At 72.7% G+C, this 24057-nt stretch carries 19 protein-coding genes; 7 read left to right on the top strand and 12 right to left on the bottom strand.

What is annotated here, in order from left to right; all coding sequences use genetic code 11:
• On the bottom strand, positions 1-840 hold the full coding sequence (locus tag NAEX_RS21645) for a hypothetical protein (protein WP_096329380.1): 840 nt from the start codon (positions 838-840) through the stop codon (positions 1-3).
• Positions 841-1190: 350 nt separating this feature from the next.
• Here NAEX_RS21645 and NAEX_RS21640 point away from each other — a divergent pair, with 350 nt between their 5' ends.
• The 4 genes from NAEX_RS21640 to NAEX_RS21625 all read left to right on the top strand — a co-directional run bounded on the left by NAEX_RS21640 (position 1191) and on the right by NAEX_RS21625 (position 8023).
• A complete protein-coding gene (locus NAEX_RS21640) occupies positions 1191-3716 on the top strand; it encodes an adenylate/guanylate cyclase domain-containing protein (RefSeq protein ID WP_170135893.1) in 2526 nt (841 codons plus the stop codon).
• On the top strand, positions 3713-5317 hold the full coding sequence (locus tag NAEX_RS21635; protein WP_096329378.1) for an ATP-binding protein: 1605 nt from the start codon (positions 3713-3715) through the stop codon (positions 5315-5317). The genes NAEX_RS21640 and NAEX_RS21635 overlap by 4 nt, the downstream gene beginning before the upstream one ends.
• A gap of 83 nt (positions 5318-5400) precedes the next feature.
• A complete protein-coding gene (locus NAEX_RS21630; protein ID WP_096329377.1) occupies positions 5401-6528 on the top strand; it encodes a hypothetical protein in 1128 nt (375 codons plus the stop codon).
• A 271-nt stretch (positions 6529-6799) separates the two neighbouring features.
• Positions 6800-8023 carry a hypothetical protein gene (locus tag NAEX_RS21625; RefSeq protein WP_143140215.1) on the top strand — a complete coding sequence of 408 codons (1224 nt, stop codon included), beginning with the start codon at positions 6800-6802 and terminating at the stop codon, positions 8021-8023.
• A 132-nt stretch (positions 8024-8155) separates the two neighbouring features.
• Here NAEX_RS21625 and NAEX_RS21620 read toward each other — a convergent pair whose 3' ends face one another.
• Both NAEX_RS21620 and NAEX_RS21615 read right to left on the bottom strand, forming a co-directional pair.
• Positions 8156-9076 carry a hypothetical protein gene (locus tag NAEX_RS21620; RefSeq protein ID WP_096329375.1) on the bottom strand — a complete coding sequence of 307 codons (921 nt, stop codon included), beginning with the start codon at positions 9074-9076 and terminating at the stop codon, positions 8156-8158.
• A gap of 603 nt (positions 9077-9679) precedes the next feature.
• Positions 9680-10162 (bottom strand): hypothetical protein, encoded by a 483-nt coding sequence (locus tag NAEX_RS21615; protein ID WP_096329374.1) that lies wholly within the window; start codon positions 10160-10162, stop codon positions 9680-9682.
• Positions 10163-10368: 206 nt separating this feature from the next.
• Between NAEX_RS21615 and NAEX_RS21610 the strand changes: the two genes are divergently transcribed.
• Together NAEX_RS21610 and NAEX_RS21605 are read left to right on the top strand one after the other, a co-directional pair.
• Positions 10369-12228 (top strand): multiheme c-type cytochrome, encoded by a 1860-nt coding sequence (locus NAEX_RS21610; protein WP_170135892.1) that lies wholly within the window; start codon positions 10369-10371, stop codon positions 12226-12228.
• Between the two features lie 916 nt (positions 12229-13144).
• On the top strand, positions 13145-13849 hold the full coding sequence (locus tag NAEX_RS21605; protein ID WP_096329372.1) for a response regulator transcription factor: 705 nt from the start codon (positions 13145-13147) through the stop codon (positions 13847-13849).
• A 174-nt stretch (positions 13850-14023) separates the two neighbouring features.
• Here NAEX_RS21605 and NAEX_RS21600 read toward each other — a convergent pair whose 3' ends face one another.
• From NAEX_RS21600 to NAEX_RS21555, 9 genes are all read right to left on the bottom strand, one after another.
• The gene (locus NAEX_RS21600) at positions 14024-15391 is read right to left on the bottom strand and encodes a hypothetical protein (RefSeq protein WP_096329371.1); all 1368 of its coding nucleotides are present in this window, start codon (positions 15389-15391) and stop codon (positions 14024-14026) included.
• Between the two features lie 43 nt (positions 15392-15434).
• Positions 15435-16832 (bottom strand): hypothetical protein, encoded by a 1398-nt coding sequence (locus tag NAEX_RS21595; protein ID WP_143140214.1) that lies wholly within the window; start codon positions 16830-16832, stop codon positions 15435-15437.
• 82 nt (positions 16833-16914) lie between these two features.
• On the bottom strand, positions 16915-18120 hold the full coding sequence (locus NAEX_RS21590; RefSeq protein WP_096329369.1) for a hypothetical protein: 1206 nt from the start codon (positions 18118-18120) through the stop codon (positions 16915-16917).
• A gap of 233 nt (positions 18121-18353) precedes the next feature.
• On the bottom strand, positions 18354-19412 hold the full coding sequence (locus tag NAEX_RS21585; protein ID WP_096329368.1) for a hypothetical protein: 1059 nt from the start codon (positions 19410-19412) through the stop codon (positions 18354-18356).
• Positions 19409-20029 carry an RNA polymerase sigma factor gene (locus NAEX_RS21580; RefSeq protein ID WP_170135891.1) on the bottom strand — a complete coding sequence of 207 codons (621 nt, stop codon included), beginning with the start codon at positions 20027-20029 and terminating at the stop codon, positions 19409-19411. The genes NAEX_RS21585 and NAEX_RS21580 overlap by 4 nt, the downstream gene beginning before the upstream one ends.
• Positions 20030-20154: 125 nt before the next feature.
• The gene (locus NAEX_RS50505; RefSeq protein ID WP_170135890.1) at positions 20155-21195 is read right to left on the bottom strand and encodes a hypothetical protein; all 1041 of its coding nucleotides are present in this window, start codon (positions 21193-21195) and stop codon (positions 20155-20157) included.
• Positions 21196-21227: 32 nt separating this feature from the next.
• On the bottom strand, positions 21228-21983 hold the full coding sequence (locus NAEX_RS21570; RefSeq protein WP_100792748.1) for a hypothetical protein: 756 nt from the start codon (positions 21981-21983) through the stop codon (positions 21228-21230).
• A gap of 167 nt (positions 21984-22150) precedes the next feature.
• Positions 22151-22555 carry a MarR family winged helix-turn-helix transcriptional regulator gene (locus NAEX_RS21560; protein WP_170135889.1) on the bottom strand — a complete coding sequence of 135 codons (405 nt, stop codon included), beginning with the start codon at positions 22553-22555 and terminating at the stop codon, positions 22151-22153.
• A gap of 160 nt (positions 22556-22715) precedes the next feature.
• A complete protein-coding gene (locus tag NAEX_RS21555) occupies positions 22716-23012 on the bottom strand; it encodes a hypothetical protein (protein ID WP_096329363.1) in 297 nt (98 codons plus the stop codon).
• A 326-nt stretch (positions 23013-23338) separates the two neighbouring features.
• Here NAEX_RS21555 and NAEX_RS21550 point away from each other — a divergent pair, with 326 nt between their 5' ends.
• The gene (locus NAEX_RS21550) at positions 23339-23623 is read left to right on the top strand and encodes a hypothetical protein (protein ID WP_096329362.1); all 285 of its coding nucleotides are present in this window, start codon (positions 23339-23341) and stop codon (positions 23621-23623) included.
• Positions 23624-24057 lie beyond the last annotated feature (434 nt).

The raw sequence follows: 24057 nt of genomic DNA, 5'->3' as shown, positions 1-24057 counted from the left end.
TCACCTCGCCTCGGCGCGGCGGCGCAGCCGCTCGGCCTCGTCGCCGCGGCCGAGCGCCTCGAGCCCCTCGGCGAGGATCCGCGTGAACGGGCCGCGGAGGTCGCCGCGGCGGACGGGCAGGCGGTCGTACCAGCGCAGCGCCTCGGCCATGCCGTCGCTCGCCTGCGCCGGCGAGACGAAGGCTGCCCGCAAGGACAGCTTGGCCAGGCGCGCGACGCACAGCACCAGGTGGCTGGCGCTCTCGCCCCCGAGGGTGGCGTCGTCGAAGTTGTCGCCCTGCAGCAGCGGGAACACCCGGCGCACGAAGGCGACGTAGCGGCCGAGGTTGCGCCCGGCGTCGGCCAGGCAGGCGACGTGGGCCGCGAACTCCTCGTCGAGCAAGACCTCGAGGCAGGGGCGGTCGGGCCGGCGGCGCTTCCACGCCTCGACCGCGAGCAGGCCGAGCAGGTCCTGGTCGGCCTCGGGGAGGGTTTGAGTCATGTACACGCGCAGCGCGAGCTGCCACGCCGACGAGAACTCGGGCGCCTCGTCGAGGATCGCCAGGGCCCGGGGCAGGCGCAGCCCGCTGAGGCGATCGAGCCAGCCGAGCAGCGCGCGGTCCGGCAGCGCGGCGATCTCGCCGATGCGCAGGAACCCGGGGCAGCGCAGCGACCACACGCCGTCGTAGCGGTACTCCTCCTCGAGCTGCGCCGCGTACGCGGGGATCTCCTGCTCCGCGGCGATGCTGGCGATGCTGCGCTCGCGCTCGTCGAAGGCCGAGGCGCCGAACCACCGCCGCATCAGCGCCGTCTCGACCGCGACCGCGGCGCGAGCCTGGGCCCGGATCCGGCTGCGCTCCACCGCTCGCACGGGTCGCGGTCGCCCTCGCGGGACGCGCTGCGGAAACCTGGCCATGCCCCGGTCTATGGGGCGGCCTTCGCGGCGCGGCAACGCGCACCGATGCACGACGTGCGCAGTCCGACGTTCACGGTCCAAAGCGCGCTGACAATGGCAGCAGAACGCCGCTGCGAACGACGGTCGGCCCGCACGCCGCGACGCTTCACGAAGTCGTGTGCAGGAAGCCTCCGTCACGCTCGCAAGGCGCCGGGGACGCCTGTCCAGGTGCGCCTGGCCCTTGAGCGCCGGAGCCGCTTCGCGCAAGCTCGCAGAGGATAATGACGCCGTTCCACGCAGCGACCGCAGCCTTGATCGTGCTGGGCTCTGGAGTCCTGGCGCTGGCGGCGAAGCGGACCCTGGCGCTGCTGCGACTGCGTCAGGTCACACCCCACGCCGGACCGTGGCGGGTCCTGCTCTCCCTGATCATCGTCTTCATCGCCGCCTATGTGGCCACCGCGGTCGTGGTGCTGCTCGGCTGGCACGAGGCGGTGGTGGCGCTGATCGGCGTCCTCTTCCTCGGCGGTGGGATCTTCGTCTACCTGGCCGCGCGCGCCAGCTTTCGCACGATGCAGGCGCTGGTGAAGTCGAGCATGACGCAGCGCCAGGTCGGCGACATGCTCGAGGCGCTGAGCCACGCGGTGCTGCTGGTCGACGACCGCGGCGTCGTCCGCACCGTCAATCGCAAGCTGTGCGAGCTCACCGGCCAGCCGGCCAGCGCCCTGGTCGGCAAGTCGATCATGCAGGCGGTCGGGCTCGAGAACCCGTTCGCGACCTCGGCGGTCAAGAGCAGCATCGACATGCCGCACACCCACGAGCACGAGCTGCGCCGCCGCGACGGCGCGGTCGTGCCGGTCGCGGTGGCGATCGTGCCGGCCCACCGCGGATTCGTGTGTGTCCTGACCGACATCCGCGAGGACCGCATGCGCCGGCGCCAGCTCGACGACGCGGTCCGGATCGCCGAGGAGATCCTGCGCGCGCGCAACGAATTCATGGCGCTCGTCGCCACCGAGCTGCGCGACCCCCTGAACCAGCTCTCGCGGGCCTCTCGCGCCCTCGCCGACGCCCCGCCCGAGGCCGACGTCGCCGCCATGGCCCGCAAGATCGGCGTCGCCGGCGAGCAGCTCGAGCGCGTCGTCCAGAGCGTCCTCGACATCGGCCGCCTCGGCGGCAGCGCCGAGGGCGCCAAGGTGTTCTACCCGGCCGCGCTGCTGCGCGAGGCCGCCGAGGCGCTGTCGGCCCAGGCCGCGCGCGCCGGCGCGGTGGTGCGGCATTACGTCGAGCAGGGCGTGCCCACGACGTTCTTCGGGCGCGAGGCGCAGATCCGCCAGATCCTCGGGCTGCTCGGGCAGAACGCGATCGCGCGCGCCCCCGGCGGGGAGATCCGGATCGCCGTCGAACCTGTCCCCGGGGACAAATCATCACACCAGCTGTTGTTCTCGGTCCGCGACACCGGCTATCCGCTGACCGACACCACGGCCGACCTCGACTTCGACCCGCTGACCAGCGGCGCGCGCAGCCAGGGCGGCCGGCTCGACCTGGCGATCTGCCGGCTCCTGGTGCTGTCGCTCGGCGGGCGCATGTCGGCCGGCAACACCACCGGCAACACCGCGACCGTGTTCTTCACGGTGGTCGGCGGCGCCGCGCCGACCTCGCAGCAAGCGACGCTCGTCAATCAACCCGGCGAGACGCAGGCCGTCGCCTCGATGAGCGGCGGCGGCTGGAAGAGCTCGTTCGAGGCCTCGGCGCGGCTGGCCCGGCTCGCCCTCCCCGACGCCGAGGCGGAGGCCGAGCCCGAGCGGCGCACCGGCTCGGTCCTGGTCGTCGACGACAGCCCGACCAGCCGCGAATTGCTGGCCCATCAATTGCGGCAGGCCGGCAACACCGTCGAGGTCGCGGGCACCGCCAGCGAGGCGCTCGACCTGGTGTGGCAGCAGGAGTTCGACGTCATCCTGCTCGACGTCCTCCTGCCCGACAGCGACGGCATCGCCGTGCTCGAGGAGCTGCGCGAGAAGGGCGCGCTCGAGCGGCTCAGCGTGCTGATGATCTCCGCGGTCGAGGAGACCTCGAGCGTGGCCGCCTGCATCGAGCGCGGCGCCGAGGACTTCCTGCCCAAGCCGGTCAGCCCGGCGATCTTGCGGGCCCGCCTCGGCGCCTGCCTCGAGAAGAAGTTCCTGCGCGACAAGGCCCGCCACCACCTGGTCCAGCTCGCCGCCGAGGGCCGGCGCGCCAACGACCTGCTGCGCGTGCTGCTGCCCGACCCGATCGCCGACGAGCTGCAGTCGACCGGCGCGATCGCCCCGCGCCGGCTCGACAACGTCGCCGTGGTGTTCGCCGACATCGTCGGCTTCACCGCCTACTGCGACCGCCACAGCCCCGAAGAGGTGCTGATCAGCCTGCAGGACCTGTTCACCCGCTTCGAGGAGCTCGCGCTCGAGTTCGGGGTGCAGAAGATCAAGACGATCGGCGACTCCTTCATGGGCGCGGCCGGCCTGTTCACCGCCGACGACGAGCGCCCGGCGCTGCGCTGCGTCAAGTTCGGGCGCGCGATCCTGGCGGCCAGCGCCGAGCTGTCGACCCACTGGAACCTGCGGATCGGCATCCACGTCGGCCCGGTGGTCGGCGGCGTGGTCGGCACGCGGCAGTACATCTTCGACATCTGGGGCGACACCGTGAACACCGCCCAGCGCGTCGAACAGAACGCCCGCGTCGGCCAGGTGTGCGTCAGCGAGGCGGCGCGGCGGCAGGTCGAGCCCGACTACAAGACCGAGAGCATCGGCCGCTGCGAGATCAAGGGCAAGGGCGAGACCGAGCTGTTCGTCGTCGTCGGGGGCGCGAATTGACCGGCGCGACGGTCCTCCTGGCCGTCGTCGTCCTCGCGCTCACGCTCGCCCTGGTCGCGTCGGTGGTCGTCGGTCGGCGCCGCGCCGCCCACCACCGGGCCGAGCTCGCCCGGCTCGCCGAGGAGAACCGGGTCCTGCGCGAGCGCAGCGAGGCCGCCCACGCGACCGCCGAGCTGCGCTCGCGCATGGTGGCGCACGTCAGCCACGAGCTGCGCACGCCGATGCAGGCGATCATGAGCCTGCTCGGGCTGCTCGACGACCAAAGTCTGCCGCTCGAGCAGCGCCGGCAGCACCTGAGCACGCTGCGCGGCTCGAGCGAGGACCTGCTGCTGCTGCTCGACGGCCTGGTCGACACCTCGCAGATCGAGGGCAAGCGGCCGTCGCTGCGGGCGGACGACTTCTCGCCGCGGGCGACGCTCGAGCAGCTCGTCGACCTGCTCGGCCCGAGCGCGCACAAGCGCGGGCTCGAGCTGCGGGCCGCGCTCGCGTCCGATCTGCCGGCGCGGCTGCGCGGCGATCGCCTGCGGCTGCGGCAGATCGTCATCAACCTGATCGGCAACTCGATCAAGTTCACGCGCCAGGGTCACGTCGAGCTGCGCGCCTCGGCGCGGGTCGAGGGCCAGGTCGCCAACCTCCAGGTCGAGGTCAGCGACACCGGCGTCGGCATCGGCCCGGAGGCCATGAGCAAGCTGTTCCGCGACTTCTCCCGCGTCGGCGACCTCGACGTCGAGGGCGCCGGCCTCGGCCTGTCGATCAGCAAGCAATTGGTCGAGGCGCTCGGCGGCCGCCTCGACGTCGACAGCGACCCCGGCGTCGGCACCACGTTCCGCTTCGAGGTGGCGATGCCGCTCCTCGCCGTCCCCGCGGCCGAGCGGGCCGCCGAGGCCGACACGCGCCCGCGCGTGCTGGTCGCCGACGACGACGGCGCCGGTCGCGAGCTGCTGGTCACCGCGCTGCGCCGCGGCGGCTACGCGGTCGACGGCGTGGCCGACGGCGCGGCCGCGGTCGCCAGCGCGCTGGCGCGGCCCTACGTCGCGGTGATCCTCGACATCCAGCTGCCCGAGCTCGACGGCCCCGCCGCGGCGCGGCAGATCCGGGACGTCCGCGGCGACGTCGCCCTGATCGCCCTCACCGGCCACACCGAGATCGACGTGCTCGGCCGCTGCAAGGGCGCCGGCATCGACGCGATCCTGATCAAGCCGGTCAAGCTCGAGACGCTGCGGGCGACGATCGCCCGCGTCGCCGGCGAGCGCATGCAGGCCGTCGACCTGGCGGTGATCCGCGGCTACGTCACCGCCGACGACGCCGCGTTCGTGCCGGGCCTCATCGACGTGTACCTCCGCGAGGCCGAGCGCGACCTCGAGGCCATGCAAGAGGCCGCCGCGCGCCGGGAGATCGCGCGGGTCGCTCAATTGGCGCACCGGCTCAAGGGCAGCTCGGCCGGGTTCGGTGCGCGACTGCTCGCCGAACGCTGTCAGTCGCTCTATGCCGCCGCCCGGGCGGAACAGCCCGCGAGCGACGAACTCGCGGCCGTGGCCCGCGAATTCGCCAGAGTCAAGGCCGCGCTGTCGGCCGAGCGGACTCGGCTCATATCATCGTAGCGGTAAATCGCCGCGCGCGTCGGATGTGACGGGCCCCACCGGGTCGGACGATGGTCCAGGCGATCGGGCGCATATAGAACCTCATGCATCGCTTCGTGTTGGCGACGACGCTCGCGCTGGGGGCCGCGGCGGCGGCGTGTGAGAATCAGGGGAGCCACGACTCCGGCAGCGACGGGGCCTCGGGCGGAATCGTGCTGACGGGTGACGACTCCACCGGCGGCATCGACGTGCCGGGCCCCGGCGTCATCGGCAAGCTCGACCTGCCCCCTTCCGACGGCGGCAGACCGGACGACCCGGCGGCGGCCGGCTGCGCCAAGGCCGATTTCCTGTTCGTCATCGACAATTCGGGCTCGATGGCCGACGAGCAGGCCAACCTGATCGCCTCGTTCCCCGGCTTCATCGCCACGATCACCCAGACGATCGCGGCCCAGGACTATCACATCATGGCGGTCCCGACCGACGACGGCCAGACCGCCGGCCTCAGCACCAAGTGCAACGACAGCGGGTGCGCCTGCATGCCGGCGCCGATCTGCTGCACCAAGACCTGCGAGCTGTTCGGCAAGGACTGCAACGGCTACGCCTGCGACGCCCTGCCGATCTCCGCGTGCGACCAGGTCTACGGGCGCGGCAACATCTACAACGCCGTCGGTCAGCGGTGCAACCTCGCCGACGGGCGCCGCTACATGAAGGCCGACCAGCCCGACCTCGCCGGCACCTTCGAGTGCGTGGCCAACATCGGCACCCACGGCAGCGGCGCCGAGAAGCCGGTGCTGGCGACGCTCGAGGCCGTCAGCGAGCCGCTCAACGGGCCCGGCGGGTGCGACGAGGGCTTCCTGCGCGACGACGCGATCCTGATCGTCATCATCATCACCGACGAGGAGGACGACAACGCGATCGAGGGCGAGGGCACGCCCGGCCTGCCGAAGGAGTGGCACGACCAGCTCATCGCCGCCAAGCACGGCGACGCCGACGCGGTGGTGGTGCTCGGCCTGGTCGGCGACGGCAACCTCGACGGCGGCCTGTGCCCGGCCGGCGGCGGCCCGAACATGGACGGCACCGGCGCGGAAGCGTCGCCGCGGCTGCAGGAGTTCGTCGACCTGTTCGAGAACGGGGTGATCGGCAGCGTCTGCGCCACCGACTACACCCCGTTCTTCACCGAGGCGGTCGGGGTGATCGACTTCGCGTGCGACGTGTTCGAGCCGGTCGGTTGACGCGCGGTGCTGTCATTCCCGGCGAAACATCGAAGCGCCCGCATCTACGCGGCGCTCGCCCCGCGCGGCGGCTCGGGCGCCGCCCCGCGCGTCCGCGAGAAACACCGTCCTCCGGCGCCGATCGTCAATCAAAGCACATGTCCCCAAAGCCATTCGGCGGTGCGCCCGCCGCACGGCGCGATCGATACACAATCACCCGTGACGCCGCACACGAGTCGCAACATTCTTAAACGGTATCGGCGCGGTCATGGAGTGAGCGATGCTGGCGGCGATGATGCGTCGCTCTGTACGATTCGCCGTCGAATCATTCCTCGGGCTCGCCGTCGTCGCCGGCTGCGGCGACAGCGGCGGACCCAGCCCTGCCACCGCCACCGGGATCACCGGCGCCACCGGACTTACCGGTCAGGCGCCGGGGACGACGACCGGCCCGGACGCCCCGAGCGGCGACTCGACGGCCGTCCCGACCACCTCCGGCGACGCGAGCGCCGGCACCACCACCGAGAGCTCGCCGCCCGACGGCCTGCCGAAGCTCGACCTCGGCGAGCAGCCGGAGGGCACCACCGGGGAGAGCGACCCGCTCGCGGCCGGCTGCGAGAAGATCGACTTCCTGTTCGTGGTCGACAACTCGGGCTCGATGGCCGACGAGCAGGCCAACCTGATCGCCTCGTTCCCCGGCTTCATCGACACGATCACCAGCACGCTGTCGGCCAAGGACTACCACATCATGGCGGTCTCGACCGACAACGGCATGAACACCGGCCTCAGCAGCACGTGCACCAACGGCACGTGCAACTGCACCCCCGCGCCGGTCTGCTGCGAGAACGCCTGCGGCGGCTCGGGCGTGACCTGCAACGGCTTCGACTGCGACGACCTGCCGCTGTCGCAGTGCAACTACGAGTACGGCACCGGCAAGGAGTTCGACGCCACCGGCAAGCACTGCATGCTCGCCGACATGAAGCGATACATGACGGAGAGCCAGCCGAACCTGGCCCAGACCTTCGAGTGCATCGCCAACGTCGGCACCTACGGCAGCGGCGACGAGAAGCCGATGCTGGCCGCCACCTCGGCCCTCGGCGACGTGCAGAACGGCGCCGGCGGGTGCGACGAGGGCTTCCTCCGCGACGACGCGATCCTCGTGCTCGTGTTCATCACCGACGAGGAGGACGACCTCGCCGACGACGGCAAGGGCTCGCCCGGCGAGCCGGCCGAGTGGTTTCAGGCCGTCGTCGCCGCCAAGAACGGCGAGGAGAAGGCCGCCGTGGTCCTCGGCCTGGTCGGCGACAGCAACCTGCCGATGGGCACCTGCCCGCCCGGCGGCGACCCGAACGGCGGCGACGGCGTCGGCGCCGACCCGGCCCCGCGCCTGCAGAGCTTCGTCGGCATGTTCTCCAACGGCGTGATCGGCAGCGTCTGCGCGCCGGACTACACGCCGTTCTTCGCCGAGGCCGTCAGCGTCATCGACACCGCCTGCGACGAGTTCGAGCCGCCGGGCTGACGCTCGCCGCTCGCGCGTCGCGCGGGTCCCGCGCGCTCGCGCGGGACCTGGCGCCGAGGACATGTCCTCCAGACCCGGCGCTCGGCGCCGGCGGAGCCCGCCGGGCCCGGGCAGCTCCCGCACCCGCGAGCCTCACGCGGCGACGGAGCCGATCACCCACACGTACCAGTTCCAGCAGTTCAGGCAGTAGTACTTGTGGGCGGTCGAGACCACCGCGTCGAACCTGCGGCCCAGGGCGAGGAACTGGCCGCGGGTGCCGTCGACGAGCTCGATCGACGGGCCCTCGTCGTGCACGAACTTGAAGGCGATCCGCTCGGGGTCCAGGGTGTCGAAGCACTCGTCGCCGCACGGCAGCGGGCACACGCCCTCGACGGTGTCGATCGTCAGCGCGCCGAGGACCTCGTTGACGCCGGTGTTGTTGTCGTGGGCGACGCCGGCGAGCAGGACGGCCCCGGTGTCGGCGGCCTTGAGGACGAACCACTCGCCCTCGCCGACGTGGTGGCCCTCGCCCTGCCAGTACGCGTCGAGCGTGACCGCCTGGCCGTCCTGGATGTCGATGGCGAAGTCGGCCGGCGCGGTGACGAAGAGCTTGATGGCGACGTCGACCTGCTCGCCCTGGCTGCAGAGGAGGGCGACCTCGACCTCGCCGTCGACGTTGCTCGCCGTCTCGACGGTGCAGGCCGCGGCGACCTCGATCCTCTGCTGCTCGCCGTCGAGGATCGGCCAGTCGCCGAAGTCGACGCCGATGGAGGCGGTGACGGGCGGATCGGGCAGGACGCAGGCCTCGCCGCCGGTGTCGGTGTCGGTCGCCGCGGTGTCGGTGGCGTCCGTGTCCGTCGCCGCGGTGTCCGTCTCGCCCGTGGTCGGCTGGGTCGCGGTCGTGTCGGTCGCGTCGGTGTCGGTCGCGGCCGTGTCGGTCGCGTCGGTGTCGGTCGCAGCCGAGTCGGTCGCGTCGGTGTCGGTCGCAGCCCCCTCCTCGGGCTTGCAAGCGGGCGCGAGGATCGCGGAGACGAGGACGAGCGCGTGAAGGGAGAGCGGGTTGCGGGACAGCATGGCGGCGGGCCCTGAGCACACGACGTGCCAACCTCGCCGAAGCGAAATCCATCGCCGTTCGCCCGCGCGTGAGGAGTCCCGCGACACGCTCGCCCGGGCGCACGCATCGTCGCGGTCGCCCCGGCCTTCACGGTCCGGGAGAGACGCATGCGGGTTAATCCCGGCTCCTCGCGCGTGGACTTCAGCCCGAGGATGAACCCGCTGTCGAGGCGCGAGCCCGTGTCTGCGGCGGACTCGCGGCCGCGCCCGCGCGGTTCGGCGTCGACGCCACGTGCCCGAGCGCGGTGGTGACGAGGAGAAGGCGAGGACGCCGATGACCGTGCGGGCGCCAGCTCCACCGCCGACCTCGCGCTCGCGGCCGCCTGCGCCCACCCTCCTCGCCGAGCCCAGCGGCGCCGCTTCGAGCCCGGCGAACGCAGGCTCTCGCTGCCCGCGCCCAGGTCCGCGCGCGTCGTCGAAGACGTACGAGCCGAGCCGAGGCGCGCTCACGCCGCTCGAGCCCGTGAGGCGCAGTCAGGCGCGCGAGGCGTGGAAGAAACCTGTCTCCATGGACGTGTTCGATCGTTCATGTCTGGAACGACATGCTCGATAAGACATATCCGTTCAATCCGGGAACGCGCGCGAGCACTGGTCGAGCAGCCAGGGCAGCTCGGCGTTGCGGTCGGCGAGCAGCACGGTGACGCAGGCGGCGGCGCGCGGGCTGGTCTCGCGCTCGCAGGCGCTCTGGTCGGCGGCGCGGCTGGCCTGCAGCAGCTGCAGGGCCGTGCCGGCGGGGTCGATGTCGCGGTAGAGCGCGTCGGCGGCCGCGAACATGGCGGCGCAGGCCTGCTTGCGGTCGGTGGGCAGCGGGTCGGGCAGGCGCGACGCGACCTGGGGCTTGAGGATCGCCGCCTCGCCGTCGTAGTCGGGCTGGTTGGCGAACCCGCGCGCGTCGTTGTTGGCGGTGCGGCCCGCGGGCGGGCTCGGCTGGCTCGGCGGCGGCGGCGTGGCGTCCGAGGTCGTCGGCGAGGCCGAGCGCCCGTCGGGGGCCGGGGTACAGGCGGCGATCAGCACCGCCGCGAGGAGAGCGTCGCGCGCGCGAGGCATGCGGCCCGGAGCATAGCCGCCCACGCTGCGGACGTCTCGTTTCGCCGGCCGCACCGGCGCTGCCGCCCGCGGACGATCGGCCCGTCACCGCGCCCGCGAGGCCCTGTCGCCGCCCCCGCGAGGCCCTGGTGAGGCCCGATCTGCGCGCCGAACCGCACGCCCGTGCGCATGCGCCGGCGCCGGCGCGCCGCGATAAGATGCCCGCCATGACGTTGTTCGCTCGCGGCGCGTGGCCCACGGTCTCTCTCGCCCTCGCGGCGCTCCTCTCGGGGCGTGCGAGCGCCGCGACCGAGCCGGGCAGCCTGCAGAACCCGCTCGAGAAGTCGGCCGACTGTCGCAAGTGCCACGCCTTCGCCAACCCGCCGGAGCACGCCGACCTGCCCAACGTCTCGCCGATCGCCTGGGCCGGCGGCATGATGGCCAACGCCGCCCGCGACCCGGTGTTCTGGGCCGGGGTGGCGATCGCCGCCCAGGACATGCCGGGCGAGACCGCGAGCTGCGTCCGCTGCCACGCGCCGCGGGCCTTCGTCGCCGGCCGCGACGGCGCCACCGTCATCGACGACCTCGACCCCGACGACCTCGCGGGCGTCGACTGCGACCTGTGCCACCGCATGATCGACGACGGCGTGACGCCGCCGGGCGACGCCCACTACACGATCGACGACATCATCGGCGAAGCCGGCGACGTGCCGAAGCAGGGCCCGTGGTCGTACGACGGCGGCGACAAGCCGATGCACAGCTGGGTCGTGGGCGACCTGCTGGGCCGGTCGGAGCACTGCGGCACCTGTCACGACGTCACCACCGGGCGCGACCGCCTCGACGCCGAGGGCCAGCCGACCGGCGCCAAGTTCAACGAGCAGCGGACCTACAGCGAGTGGCTCGGCAGCGCCTACGCCGTCGAAGGCCCCGAGTTCAAGTCGTGCCAGGACTGCCACATGCCGGCGGTCGACGACGTCGCCGGCTGCGCCGAGTTCAACAGCCAGGGCATCACGCACGCGACCGGGGGCAGGCGGCACGACCTCGCGGGCGCGAACCGGCGGATGGTGGAGATCTTGAAGTCGCTGTACGGCAGCGCGGGCAGCGGCGACATCGACGACGCGTACTTCGACGTCGCGCTCGCGGGCATCGACCTGTCGCTCGGCGCCGCGGCCACGCTCGAGGTCACCGCGCCGGCGGAGGTCGACCTGCTGGCGGGCATCGACGGCTGGAGCGTCAAGGTCACCAACAACACCGGTCACAAGCTGCCGAGCGGCTACTCCGAGGGCCGCGTCATGTGGCTCGAGGTCACCGCCAGCTACATGGGCGAGCCCGTCTACGGCTCGGGCCGCTGGATCGCCGGCCAGGGCCTCGAGAACGACCCGCAGCAGCGCACCTACGAGGCGATCGCCGTCCACCAGCAGACCGGCGCGACCAACCACCTGCTGCTCAACGACTACTGGCAGGTGGACAGCCGGATCCCGCCGAAAGGCCTGCAGGCCGGCATCGAGACCGACCCGGTCGGCGACCGCTACACCCTGCTCCCCGACGAGACCTGGCCGCACTGGGACGAGACCACCTACGCGTTCGGCCCGGCGCGGCTCGTCGACCTCACGCCCGGCCAGGACGACCTCCTCGACCTGCGCGTCCGCCTCCTCTACGTCATCAACACGCCGGCCTACCTCGAGTTCCTCGCCACCGAGAACCAGACCAACAGCGCCGGGGCCGACGCGCAGGCGCTGTTCCCCGCCGACCCTGACCCATTGGTCCTGGCCGAATGGACAGCCTCGGTCCCGCTCCGCGGCCTGGTCGAGGAGGGCGACACGAGCGGCGGCGACTCGAGCGACGGCACCAGCGACGGCACCGGCGACGCGCCGACCACCGGCGCGACGAGCAACGGCACCGGGACCTCCTCGAGCACGGGGGCGACGCCCACCGGCACCACCACGGACGCGACCGACGGCGCGACCACCAGCGGCCAGCAGGGCGGCGGCGGCGGCGACGGCTGCGGTTGCCGACAGAGCGGCCCGGCCGGCGGCCTCGCGCTGCTGCTGCTCGCGCTCGGCCGCCGCCGTCGCGCCCGGGGCTGAGGCGTCGCGAGGAGCCCTGCAGAGGGCTCGTGCGCCGATTCGCCGCCCAGGAGCCGTGGCCGGCGGGACCCGATGGTCACGGAGATCGTCGGCGCAATTTCGCCCGCGCCCAACGCTCGCTGCGCATATCGCGCATACTCCATGAACAGCGTCCTACCCGCCCTGTAGGTCCCGCTTCAGTTAAAACCGCCTCATCCAGGCTGACCTTTTCAAGACAATATTTTCACGCAAATTACTGGCTGCTGACCTCGCCGAAACCCCTCCCGCGGCCATGAACTCGCCGCCATTCGCGCTGCGAGCCGGCCGTACCGACTTCGAGCGGCGCTTCGCTGTCACATTCGTCCCGCGGCCGATCGACATGTCCCTTCGGACATTTTTCCATCGACCGCGCCGATGAGCGCGAGTTCATCTGGCGCCGCGCTGGATCGGCCGCGAACCGGTGAACCGCACTTAACTCGACCGTCGCCGGGCCCGCTCCTACCTTGATGGTGTCGAGTCTCGCCAGTCGAGGCGCCGGGTGACGGCGCCGGGGAGAGCTCCTTTGTCGACACTGTTGAAGAGAATCGTCATGACCGTCACCGCCACATCCGTGGCGGGGTGCGCGTTGGAGCGTCGCGCTGCCGCCGTCGATCGGCGTCCCGTTGCTGCCGCTCGTCCATCTCGGCGTGGCCGCGCAGGTCGAGGCCACGCCGAGCGGCCGCCGGGGCGCGCGGCTGCTGCGAGCGCGGGCGACCCGCTGCGAGCGCGGCGGGCCTCACCACGACCTCGCCGGCGCGCGCGGCTCCTTCCGCGGGCACGCGCCCGACCTGCTCTTGCCCGGCGTCCGCTCCACCCGCTGGCCTTCATCCACGGCGTGCTCGACCGGCTCGGCATCGCCTGAGCGCGCCACGTACCTCCTCACCCACGGGCCTCGCACATGCCGGCGCACACACCACCATCCACGGCCAGGATCCTGGTCGCCGAGGACAACCGCAAGCTCGCCAGCTTCCTCTCGCGTGCGCTCTCCGAGGAGGGCTACGTGGTCGACCTCGTCGACGACGGCGCGGTCGCGGTGTCGCAGGCGCGCAGCGTCGAGTACAACCTCGTGATCCTCGACTGGATGCTGCCCTCGCTCGACGGCCTGCACGTGTGCCGCGCCCTGCGGACCGCCGGCAAGACGGTGCCGATCCTGATGCTCACGGCGCGCTCCGATGTTTGTGACCGGGTCTCCGGCCTCGACGCCGGCGCCGACGATTTCTTGCCGAAGCCGTTCGACCTCACCGAGCTGCTGGCCCGCGTGCGCGCCCTCGGCCGCCGCGGCCAGCGCGACCGATTCCTCGAGGTCGGCCAGCTCCGCATCGATCGCCAGGACCGCACCGTCACCTTCGCCGGCACGAACCTCGACCTCACCCACCGCGAGTTCATGCTGCTCGCCTACCTCGCGCGCGAGGCCGGCCGCGTGGTGTCCCGCGTCGAGCTGCTGCAGAACGTGTGGGAGACCGCCTACGACCCCGGCACCAACATGATCGACGTCCACATCAAAAACCTGCGGACCAAGCTCGGCGAGCACGCGACCATGATCGAGACCGTCCGCGGCGTCGGCTACCGCTGGCACTCCGAGCCCGGCCACCGCGTCGCCTGAGCCGGGCCCGCGCGCCGGGACCTGTCCCGAAGCCCCTGCCTATTCAAGACTACAGGTCGCCGCGGCTCGGCCGCCGATGACCGGGCGGGCTCGCTCGGCCTCCGCCGCGTCGGCCGCAGCGGCGCGGGCCACCGTCTCGACATGTCCGCAAAAACATGCCCTTTCAAGCATGTCCTATCGCACCTTCCCTTTCGGACCTGTCCGCTTGCGCCGTCCCGGCTCGAACCACACCGCCAGCTCGAGCCCGACGTTCAGCTCGACCCCGCCCACCGCCGCCAGCGCCGGCTCGCCGGGGCGGGCCAGCAGCGGCTTGCGCGGGCCGTCCGGGCCGGGTTCACCCGAGGCCCACAGCTCCGCGCGTGCGCCGGCGCGCACCGCGACCGCCGGCAAGCGCAGCCAGAAGCCGGGCGACAGTCGCAGCCCGCCGCCGACCAGCGGCCGCGCGCCGGCGCGAGCGACCGTGACCTCGCCCCCGGTCAGCCCCCACCACTCGACCCCGACGAGCCCGACGATCGGCAGCTCGAACGCCCGCACGCGCACACCGAAGCCCGCCCCCGCGGCCACGCGCACGCGCGCCAGCGTGTGGCGGTCGACCGGGGCCACCGCCGCGCGCACCTCGACGGCGGCGATCGCCCCTCGCCGCCAGCGCAGATCGAGGCCGAGCCCGAACACCGCCCCGCGCACGCCGGCCAGCGGCTGGTCGAGCCCGAACGAGGCCCCGTCGTACCGCACCAGGCCGAGCTCGAGCGCCGGCGCGGGCGGCGGCGCCGGCGGCGAGGGCAGCCGCGGACACGGCAGCACCTCCGGACATGTCTTTGAAATAATGTCCTTGGGGACATCCGACTGTACCGGCGGCGGCTCGGCGATCGCCGGCGGCACCGGCACGTCGCGCTGGTCGGGGGCGACCGAGTCGTCCTCGATGGCCGCGATCAGCAGCGCCAGGGCCGCGGCCACCGGGCGCGCGGGCGGCTCCCCCGCGGTGTCGACGGCGCGGAAGTAGGCCCGGCCGTCGGCCAGGATCAGCGCCACCTGGACCTGCGTCGGCGATGTCCGGCGCAGGTCGACGAACGCGCGCAACCCGTCCCCCGCCGGCAGCTCCTCGCCCTGCTGCGCCAGCGCCAGCGACGGCAGGCGCACTCGCAGCGCGCGCTCGAGGTCGGCGAACTCGACGCCCTCGACCCGCACGAGCGCGCTGCCGATCGTCGGCGCAGGCACGACCGCGCCCTCGCTCGCGCTCGTCGAGGCGGCGTCCGGGCTCGCCGGCGAAGCGCCCGTGCTCGACGGGGAGCTGTCGCTCGGCGGCGACGCTGCGGGCGAACTCTTGCTCGCCGCCGGCCGTGTCGTCGGCGGAGCGCTCTTGCTCGCGCCCGGTCTCGCAGCAGCGGGGGGCGATGGAACCTTCGCTCCCTCGCTCGCCTCCGACTGCGAGACGGTCGGCGAATGGTTGCTCGTCCCCGGCGCGGCCGGGCCGTGCTCCGCCGCGCCGGGGGGCGCGGCGGTCGGGCTCGTCAGCGCGAGCGCGAGCAGGGAGGCGGAGAGCACGACGAGCCGCTATATAGCCCGCCGAGGCCGACCCGGCGAGGGCTCAGGGCTGGCCGAGGCAGTCGGCCAGCTTCTGGTCGCACACCGCGGGCTCGTACCCCTCTTCGAGGCACGCCCCGTGCTGTTCGAAGCACGGGTCGGGCGGGGGCGGATTCGGCTGGCCCAGGCAATCTTGCCACTTCGCCTCGCACACCGCCGGCTCGATGCCCTCCTGCAGGCACAGCTCGAGCTCGAGGTCGCAGTCGCTCGGCACCGGCGGCGGCGGGTTCAGGCACTCGATAAGTAGCGCCTCGCACTCGGCGGGGTCGAAGCCCTGCTCGAGGCACACCTGGAAGTTCTGCGCGCACAGGTCCACGGGCGGCGGCGGGTTCAGGCACTCCAGCAATTGCGCCTCGCACTCCGCCGGGTCGCCCCCCTGCTGCAGGCACACCTCGAACTGCCACTTGCAGTCGTCCGGCGGCTGCGGGTTCCAGCACTGCTGCAATTGCACCTCGCACTCGCCAGGGTCGCCGCCCTGCTCGAGGCACTGCTGGAACTGCCACTCGCAGTCGTCGGGCTGCGGCGCGCACAGCTGCTCGCACACCTCCGGCGGCTGGCCCTGCTCGGCGCACTTCTCCCAGCAATCGTAGGGCGGCGGCGGCTCTCCGAGGCACTGCTGCAATTGCGCCTCGCACTCGGCAAGGTCGATCCCCTGCTGCAAGCACAGCTCGAATTGCCATTTGCAGTCGTCCGGCGGCGGCGGCGGCGGCTCCCAGCACTCCTGCAATTGCGCCTCGCACTCCGCCGGGTCGATCCCCTGCTCGAGGCACTGGTGGAATTGCCACTCGCAGTCGGGCGGCGGCTGCGGCTCGCACAGCGCCTTGCACGCCTCGGGCGGCAGGCCCTGCTGCTCGCACTGCAGCCAGCACTCCTCGGGCGGCGGGCCGACGCACAGCTGCAGCTCGACCTCGCACTGAACCGGATCGATCCCCGCCTCGAGGCAGAGGTGGAACTGCAGCTCGCAGTCGTCGTGCGGCGGCGGCGGGCACGGGTGCGGCGGGCACAGCTGCTCGCACACCTCGATCGGCTGGCCCTGCTTCAGGCACTCCGCCACTTCGTACTGGCAATCGACCGGCGGCGGCTGCGTCGGCACGCACTGCTCGAACTCGAGCTTGCAGATCGTCGGGTCGATGCCCTCCTCGAGGCACAGTTGCAGCTGCAGCTCGCAATCGTCCGGCACCGGCACCGGCTCGCAGCCCTCGAGCAGCGGCGCGCACTCGTCGGCGCTGTGGCCCTGGTCGAGGCAAAGCACGTACTGCTGCTTGCAGTCGTCGGGCTGCGGCTCCTCGCCGTCGCCCTCCTCGACGTCGACCTTCACGTCGCAGCCGGTGGGGACCAGCACGGCGAAGGCGGTGCATGAGAACAGGAAGCCGAGTCGGCGCAATAGGGGCAGTGTCTTCATTGTAACGTCCTTCTCGCGATGCGTTCGGCCGGTGAGTGACGCGGACCCTCCCGCGATTACAGCCCGACTCGAACGATCGCGATCACGGCGGCTGACACTCCGGCGGCCCGATGTACACGTCGTCCACGCTCCAGCCCGCCACCGGCGGCAGCCCGGGCTCGGGGTGGTGATGACAGAAGCGGACCATCAGCGCCGAGTTGAGGAACGGCGTGATGTCGATCAAGTGCGGCGTCCACTCGGGCTCGTCGAACGGCTCGTTCTTGCTCTCGAACACCGAGTTCCAGGCCTTGCCGCTCCACACCTCGACGCGCGCGCTGGACGGCTTGCGCAGCGGCAGCGGGGCCGCCGAGAGCTGACTCCAGTACAGCAGCACGACCGGCGCCGGCAGCTGCAGCGCATCGATCGGCGGGCTGGTGAGGCACGCGCCGTCCGGCAGCGGCTCGCTCGGCAAGCACCCGCCGATCTCCGCGCCCGCGAGCGTGTTCTCGCCGTCCGGCGAGTGGTCCTCGGGCGGATCTTCGAACCCGTTGGCCGCGCACGCCGAGGCGATCGCCGGCCCGATCATCCACGGCGGGTCGAACACCCACCCCCCGGGATCGTTGAAGTCGGTGAGCCACACCGGCCCCGGCTTGCCCACGCATTGACCCTGCGCGCAGAAGTCGCCGGAGGTACACGTCAGCCCGTCCTCGCACGGCTCGCCGTCGTTCATGAACTCGATCGCGCAGTTGCCCGAGTTCGGGTTACAGAACCCCTGCTGACACGGCCCGTCGAACCCGCCGCACTCGCGCGGCGAGCCCAGGCACTGGCCGGCGATGCATGTGTCGGAGTCGGTGCACAGGTCGCCGTCGTCGCACTTGATGCCGTCGAGGTCGAGGTAGACGCACTGCTCGTCGTCGCAGAGCGACTCGCGGCACGGAGCGGGCGGGCAGTCCTCGGCGACCCGGCACTGCGGGGGCAAGCCGCACAGGTTGTCGATGCACAGGTCGTCGAGGCAGTCCCACGGCCCCGCGCACTTCTGGCCCGGCCCGCACGGCGGACACGCCGGGCCCCCGCAGTCGACGTCGGTCTCGGCCCCGGAGACGACGCCGTCGAAGCACAGCTCCACCGCCCCCTCGGTCGGCGTCGGCGGCGGCGGCCAGGCGGCCGTATCTTCTGTCCCCGGGGACAGGGTCTCGGAGCTCGTCTCGGTCGCCGGAGCGGGAGGGCTGGCGCTGTCGTGGAACTGGTAGATCACCGACGGACAGGCCGCGAGCGACAGACACGCGAGCACGACGACGACGCAGTGCATGGACCCACCCGCGGCCGGCCGCGACCGCGCAGCCCGCGTCCCTTCGCCCGCCGCGACCGCCCTCGCCGCGACCGCCCCGTCAGCCCGCATCACTTCGCCGACCGCGACCGACCTCTCCGCCGTCGCTCCGCCACGCCCCGTCTCTGCGCCGGCCGCGACCGTCTCCGGCCCGTCGAGACCCAGTGCCCACCTCCGGCCGGCAGTCACTCGGGCCGTGTCCGTGGCGCCGCGTCTCACGGTTCGCCCTCGAGCACGCGCGCCGCCTGGTGCCGATGCACTCCGCTGGGGAAGTCGGCGAGGTAGTCGCGCCAGCAATTCGCGCGCTGGCCCTCGTCGGCGCGCCGGCACAGGCCGGCGCGCGCGTCGTCGGCGTAGCGCCCGCGCGGGAACGCCTGCAGGTACGTCCGCCACAGCGCGACCTCCTCGTCGCCGCCGTGGCGCTGGCGCGCCAGCGAGAACAGGTCGCCGTAGGCCAGATCGGCCGCGCGCGAGCCCGGCGCCAGCCCGACGATCTGCCGGTACAGCGCCTCGGCGCCGGCCAGGTCGCCCGCCTCCCACTTCGCCTCGGCCTCGCCGTCGAGCCGCCGCAGCCGCTCCACCAGCGTCTCCCCGCGCGGCCGCGCCGCGGCCTTTTCAGGCTGGTCCTTCGCACCTGCTTTTTCGGGCATGCCCTTCGGGACATCCTCGACGATCGGCGCCACCTCGATCGGCGCCACCTCGATCGGCGCCACCTCGGCCTCGCTCACCGGCGCCGGCGCGCTCGTGACCGGCCGCGCCCGCTCCGCTCGCGTCGGCGCCGGGGCGGGCGCGACCTCATGGCGCGACGGCGACGCCTGGTCCTGAAACGGCGCCTGGTTGGCGGCCTCGGGGCCGGCTTGCCCGCGGGTCAGCAGCGGGCGGACCCCGAACGCCAGCGCCGCGACCGCGGCCGCCGCGGCCAGCCACATCCACGGACGCGTCGCCGATCGCCTGGCCCTGGGGACAGGTACGGGCGGAGGCCCGGCCGCCCGCACGGCCGCGCAGTCGCGATCGATCTCCGCCCGCGCCTCCGCCAGCAGCGCCGCGAACTCGGCCTGCTCGCGCGCCGGCACCCGCGCGCTGGCGTCGCGGCGCAGCTGGGCCACCGGGGCCAGCTCGCGCACCTCCACCAGAGCGGCCGCCGGCACCCGCTTCGGGTCGCGCGCGTGCGCCTCGGCGACCACCGCGGCGAAGTCGGGCGCCAGCAGGTCGCGCCGCATCGCCTCGGCGAGGTCGGCCGCGGCGGCGTCGACGAGGACGTCGAGGTCCTTCACGACGGCTCCTCCGCTTGCGGCGGCAGCACGCCCCACTCGACCAGTTGTTTGCGGATCCGCTGGCGCGCCCGGCTGGCGCGCACGGCCAGGTTGCCGCCCGAGATCCCGAGCTGCTCGGCGGCCTCCTCGGGGCTCAGGCCCTCGAGGTCGCGCAGCACGAAGGCGACGCGCAGGTGATCGGGCAGGGTCTCGAGCGCGGCGTACAGGGCCCGCACGCGCTGGCGCTGGTGCAGCGCCCCGTCGAGCGGTTGCACGCCGGCGTCGAGCGACTTCATCACCTCGAGCCGCGCGTGCGCCTTGGCGGTGCTGCGCTGCGATCGCCAGTGATTGCGCACGACGTTGATCGCCACCCCGTGCAACCAGGTCGACAGCTGCGAGCGGCCGTCGAAGCCGCCGATCTTCAGCAGCGCCTGCACGAACGTCTCCTGCACCAGCTCCTCGCTCAGCCCGGCGTCGCCGGTCAGGGCGCGGACGTGGCGATAGACCCGCTCGTAGTGGTCCTGGTAGAGCCGCGACCACGCGCTCATCTCGCCGGCCTTGGCCCGCTCGACCAGCTGTTCGGTGCTGGCCCGCTGCGGCGGAGCCGCGGGAGACGTCGGGCCCGCGAGAGAGGGCACCGGCCGGAGGTGACTGCCGGGGGTCATGCGCTCGGACCGGTGAGCCGCGCGAACGGGCTCGAGATTACAGCCGATCGCACGACGCCGATGCGGACCTTCGCGGGCCGCTCACGGGCGCGCGGCCCTCAGGGCGCGTTGACGGCGCGCAGCGCCGCCGCGTGGGTCGCCACACCGAACACCGCCGGCGCGCCCCACAGGATGTTGCCGCGGAAGCCGATGTAGAACATGCCCCCCGCCGGCGTGCGCGCCCGCTCCGGCACGTCCTCGCGCGCGAGCGGGCTGTCGAACTGACCGCCGAGGACGATCGCCCCGAAGCCGCCGAGGCCGATGCCGACATCGGCGACGAAGCCGATCGGGCTGCGCACGTTGTCGAACCGCCCGTCGGGCTTCTGGATGCCGGCGACCTTGAACGCCAGGCCGCTCGAGAACTCGATCGTCGGCGACCAGCGGCCGCGCTTGAACCAGTAACGGCCGGCGAAGCCGACGTTCCCCCAGATGTCCTTGCTGTCGCTGGCGATGATGCCGCCCTTGGGCCCGAGCGACACCCGCGTGTACTTGAAGCCCCCGCGTTGCTCGACCAGCGTCGGGATGCTGACCCACACGTCGTACTGCACGCGGGCCGAGTTCCAGCGGTAGACATCGCCGGGCGAGGTGACGTCGCCCTGGCGCACGCGGTAGGCGTAGCCCGACGTCGCCTGCACCTCGACGACGAGGCCGCAGGTCGGGTCGGCGATCAGGCAGCGCCAGCGCGACTTGCGTTCGCTGGTCGGCGAGGTCGCCTCGAGGCCGTGGCGCACCCGGAGCTGCTGCATCTCGGCCTCGGTGTAGAACGGCGGCCCGGGCTTCTCCTTCGGCCCGGCCGAAGCGGAGGCGTCGGCGGGAGGCGTCGCCGGCGTCTCGGCCACCGGCACCGGCACCGGCGGCTCGGGCGGCGCCGCGGGGACGGCCCCGGTGGCGCTCGGGTCCCACGCCGGCAGCTCGGCCGACTTCGGCGCCTCCGCCGGCGGCGTCGGGGACGACGCGTGGGTCGTCCCGGCCGGCGTGGTGGCCGTCGCGGTCGCCGTCGTCGTCGTCGTCGTCGTCGTCGTCGACGACTTCGGCGTCTGCACCGGCGGCGGCGCGCTCGTCGGCGTCTGCACCGGCGGCTGCGCGAGCGCCAGCGACATGGCCCAAGAGACAGAAAGAGTCAGGAGCGCGCTCATTGCATCGCTCCTCCGGCCAGCAGGCCGAGCAAGACGAGGCCGATCGCCGGCAGCGCGGGGATGGCGTGGGCGCGGAAGCCGGTCACCACCCGCGAGTCGCCGTCGAGGAAGTCACCGCTGACGAAGAACCCGCCCCAGCCGCCCCAACCGGCCGCGACTTCGAGGTGGGTGCCGTTGTACCAGCCGATGTAGGTGAGCACCGACGAGCGGACCACGCCGACGGTCAGGTCGACGTGGAACGCGTTGCGCTTCTGGCTCAGCCACAGCTGGTTGACGAGGCCGAAGCGATACGAGGTGGTGTGCGGGGTCGACTGCACCACCTCGTCGGGCGCGTCGACGACCGAGCCGGTGCTGGCCAGCACGCCGGTGCCGCGCGACCAGCTGGCCATCAGGCCGACCGACCACGGGTTCCAGCGCTTGCGGGCCAGCGTCAGCGGGCGGACCGTGAAGCCGCCGCGGAAGTTGTAGTGGGCGTACGGCAGGTCGACGCCGCGGTCGCCGGCGATGCCGTTGATGCCGATGCCGACGTCGACGCTGGCGATCAAGGCCGAGCTGCAGCGCGCGTCCTCGACGAAGCAGAACGCGCCCTTGCCGACGGAGAAGCGCGGCGGCGCGGCCGGAGGCGGACCGCTCGCGAAGTGCGACTCGGTCGCCGCCTCGGGCGCGAAGAATGGCCCGTGCTCGGGGGTCGGACCCGAAGGCGCGGGGGCGGGCGCCTGAACCAGAACGAGCAGGAGGACGGCCGTAGTCACCGAAGGGACCCCAGGATGCAGAACTCGCGCGGGACTTACAACCCACCCGCGATCGGACCTGCAGGGAACGGCCGGGGCGGGTCCTGAACACCCCACCGTCAATTCGCGCATGTTGCGCGGCCGCGGCCGAGGGCCACGACGCGACGAAAGCGGCGGGCGAGCGCCGGTTATTCGCCGGCCAGGCGGTTGGCCCCGCGAGCGATCGCCTTGCCGATCGAGGTGCCGAGCAGCTCTTCGGCGTCGCGCTGGGCGGCCTCCCACGCCGGCGCGACGTCGGCGATGAGCTTCATGCCCTTCTCGGTGATCTGGATCTCGTGCGAGCGGGCGTCGTCGATGTCGGCCAGCTTGAGCCACCCGCTGTTGCACATGCGCTCGACGTTGCGGCTGACCGTCGACGCGTCCATGTGCATCCGCTGCGACAGCTCGTTCGGCGTCAGCCCCTGCGTCTGCATCACCACGACCAGCGTGTTGAGCTGAGCGATCCGCAGCTCGAAGGGTCGCAGCGCGTCGTCGTAGAGCTTGCTGATCGCGCGGTTGATGATGCGCAGTCGATACGCCGTGCACTCATCCATGATGCGCGCCGCAATATCACTCACCTGCTTCGTCGCCCGCCGGCCACCCATCGCCGCGACATTGTATAGGAGAGGAATCGCCGGTCAACCGGCCCATGTCGCGCGCGGACGGTCGTTCGCGAGCCGAGGCGCGACATCGCCACATGTCTCTTGGGTCAGATCAAGGGCGCGGGCCCGCGCCTTCGCCCGTGGGCAGGCGGCGGGCGCCGCTCTCCCCCGTCGCAACATGAGCGACCTCCGCGGGTCCGACGAGCAGCTCGACCCCTTGCGCACGTGCGGTGACTCCGAGGCCGACGACGTGATCCTCGACCTGTTCGCGCGCGGCGACGACGTCGTGCGCGCGATCAACATGCTGATGCGCGACCTCGTCGAGAACAACGACGAGCCGGCGGCCTCGCTGCCGGCCGGCGCGCGCGCGTACTTCCTCCCTGCCGAGCTGGGTCGACGGCGCGCGCATCGAGCTCGGCCAGCGCGTGTTCCACCGCTACGGCCCCGCTGGTCATCCTCCTGCTCGACACCTCTCCGCTGCCGATCGGCTACGCGGCCAAGGGCGCGCAGGTGCTGGTCCGCACCAGCCGGGCTGCAGTCGAACCCGCAGCGGCGAATCGTCGAGACCGCCCGGCTCGTGCTCGGACGTCATGGCGCCCGTCGGCGCGGTCATGGGCCTGCGACAGGAGCTGCTCCCGCGCGACTGCGCCGAGGGCCGCGCGCTCGCCGACCGCACCGGCCGGCGCCACTTCGTCGCCTGTCCCGAAGGCCAGGCCCTGCGTCCGGCTCGAGAGGATGGAGCACCTGGCCCCGGGCCCCGCGTTCGAAGGAATGCCGGCCGAGTTCGTGCGCTGGTTCGTCGGCGACCGCGTCGCCGACCTCCTCGCCGTCCCTTCCACCCGCGAGCGCTCGCCGCTCATCGACCTCTGGCGGATGTTCGGCCGCTTCGGCGACCGCCGAGACCATGCAGCGCGCGCCATCCTCTCGGCTCGCCTTCGTATAGAGCCGGGCGAGCCTGCGTCGGACGGTCTCGGCAACCTGGTTCGGCGGGCCGGCGAACCTGCTGGACCGACCTCGTGAACACCTGGGGCTCGCGGCGCTTGCCGGAATCGGCCCTGCGAAGAGCGCCCGCCTGCCGAGAACGGCTACGGCCGGTGGACGCCCCAGACCTGGCCCTGCTCGGTCGGGATGGGGAACGGCCGGCGCTGGCCGTCGTAGTTGTCCAACAGGAGGTCGGTCGCCCAGCCGGCTTGCTGGCCCCAAGGCCCGCACCCGGGCCGCCGAGGCCGCTTGCCGGCACGGCCGACGAAGCCCGCTCGCGGAGAATCCGGCCGGCGCCGGCCGACCGCTTGCTCCTCGGCTTGCCGGCACTGGCGAATACCCAGGCCCGCCGCGACAGCTTGCCGGCGTCGGCAGACGAAGCCCGCTCGCCGGATTGCCAGAGGCCGATCCATGGGCGCCTGTTCGTCCGCTCGTCCGGACCGGCCGTCCTCGCCTCGCCGGCAGACCCGATT

Source organism: Nannocystis exedens (genome assembly GCF_002343915.1).
GTDB lineage: Bacteria > Myxococcota_A > Polyangia > Nannocystales > Nannocystaceae > Nannocystis > Nannocystis exedens.
The sequence above is the reverse complement of the archived record's forward strand: the minus strand, read 5'-3'. Positions and strand labels throughout refer to the sequence as shown.

What these genes read in the sequence shown, in the direction of transcription:
- NAEX_RS21560 (WP_170135889.1), bottom strand. Translation starts at nt 22,555, where the DNA reads ATGGATGAGTGCACGGCGTATCGACTGCGCATCATCAACCGCGCGATC.
- NAEX_RS21630 (WP_096329377.1), top strand. Translation starts at nt 5,401, where the DNA reads ATGCATCGCTTCGTGTTGGCGACGACGCTCGCGCTGGGGGCCGCGGCG.
- NAEX_RS21610 (WP_170135892.1), top strand. Translation starts at nt 10,369, where the DNA reads ATGACGTTGTTCGCTCGCGGCGCGTGGCCCACGGTCTCTCTCGCCCTC.
- NAEX_RS21625 (WP_143140215.1), top strand. Translation starts at nt 6,800, where the DNA reads ATGATGCGTCGCTCTGTACGATTCGCCGTCGAATCATTCCTCGGGCTC.
- NAEX_RS21615 (WP_096329374.1), bottom strand. Translation starts at nt 10,162, where the DNA reads ATGCCTCGCGCGCGCGACGCTCTCCTCGCGGCGGTGCTGATCGCCGCC.
- NAEX_RS21620 (WP_096329375.1), bottom strand. Translation starts at nt 9,076, where the DNA reads ATGCTGTCCCGCAACCCGCTCTCCCTTCACGCGCTCGTCCTCGTCTCC.
- NAEX_RS21595 (WP_143140214.1), bottom strand. Translation starts at nt 16,832, where the DNA reads ATGAAGACACTGCCCCTATTGCGCCGACTCGGCTTCCTGTTCTCATGC.
- NAEX_RS21590 (WP_096329369.1), bottom strand. Translation starts at nt 18,120, where the DNA reads ATGCACTGCGTCGTCGTCGTGCTCGCGTGTCTGTCGCTCGCGGCCTGT.
- NAEX_RS21605 (WP_096329372.1), top strand. Translation starts at nt 13,145, where the DNA reads ATGCCGGCGCACACACCACCATCCACGGCCAGGATCCTGGTCGCCGAG.
- NAEX_RS21550 (WP_096329362.1), top strand. Translation starts at nt 23,339, where the DNA reads ATGGAGCACCTGGCCCCGGGCCCCGCGTTCGAAGGAATGCCGGCCGAG.
- NAEX_RS50505 (WP_170135890.1), bottom strand. Translation starts at nt 21,195, where the DNA reads ATGTCGCTGGCGCTCGCGCAGCCGCCGGTGCAGACGCCGACGAGCGCG.
- NAEX_RS21555 (WP_096329363.1), bottom strand. Translation starts at nt 23,012, where the DNA reads ATGCGCGCGCCGTCGACCCAGCTCGGCAGGGAGGAAGTACGCGCGCGC.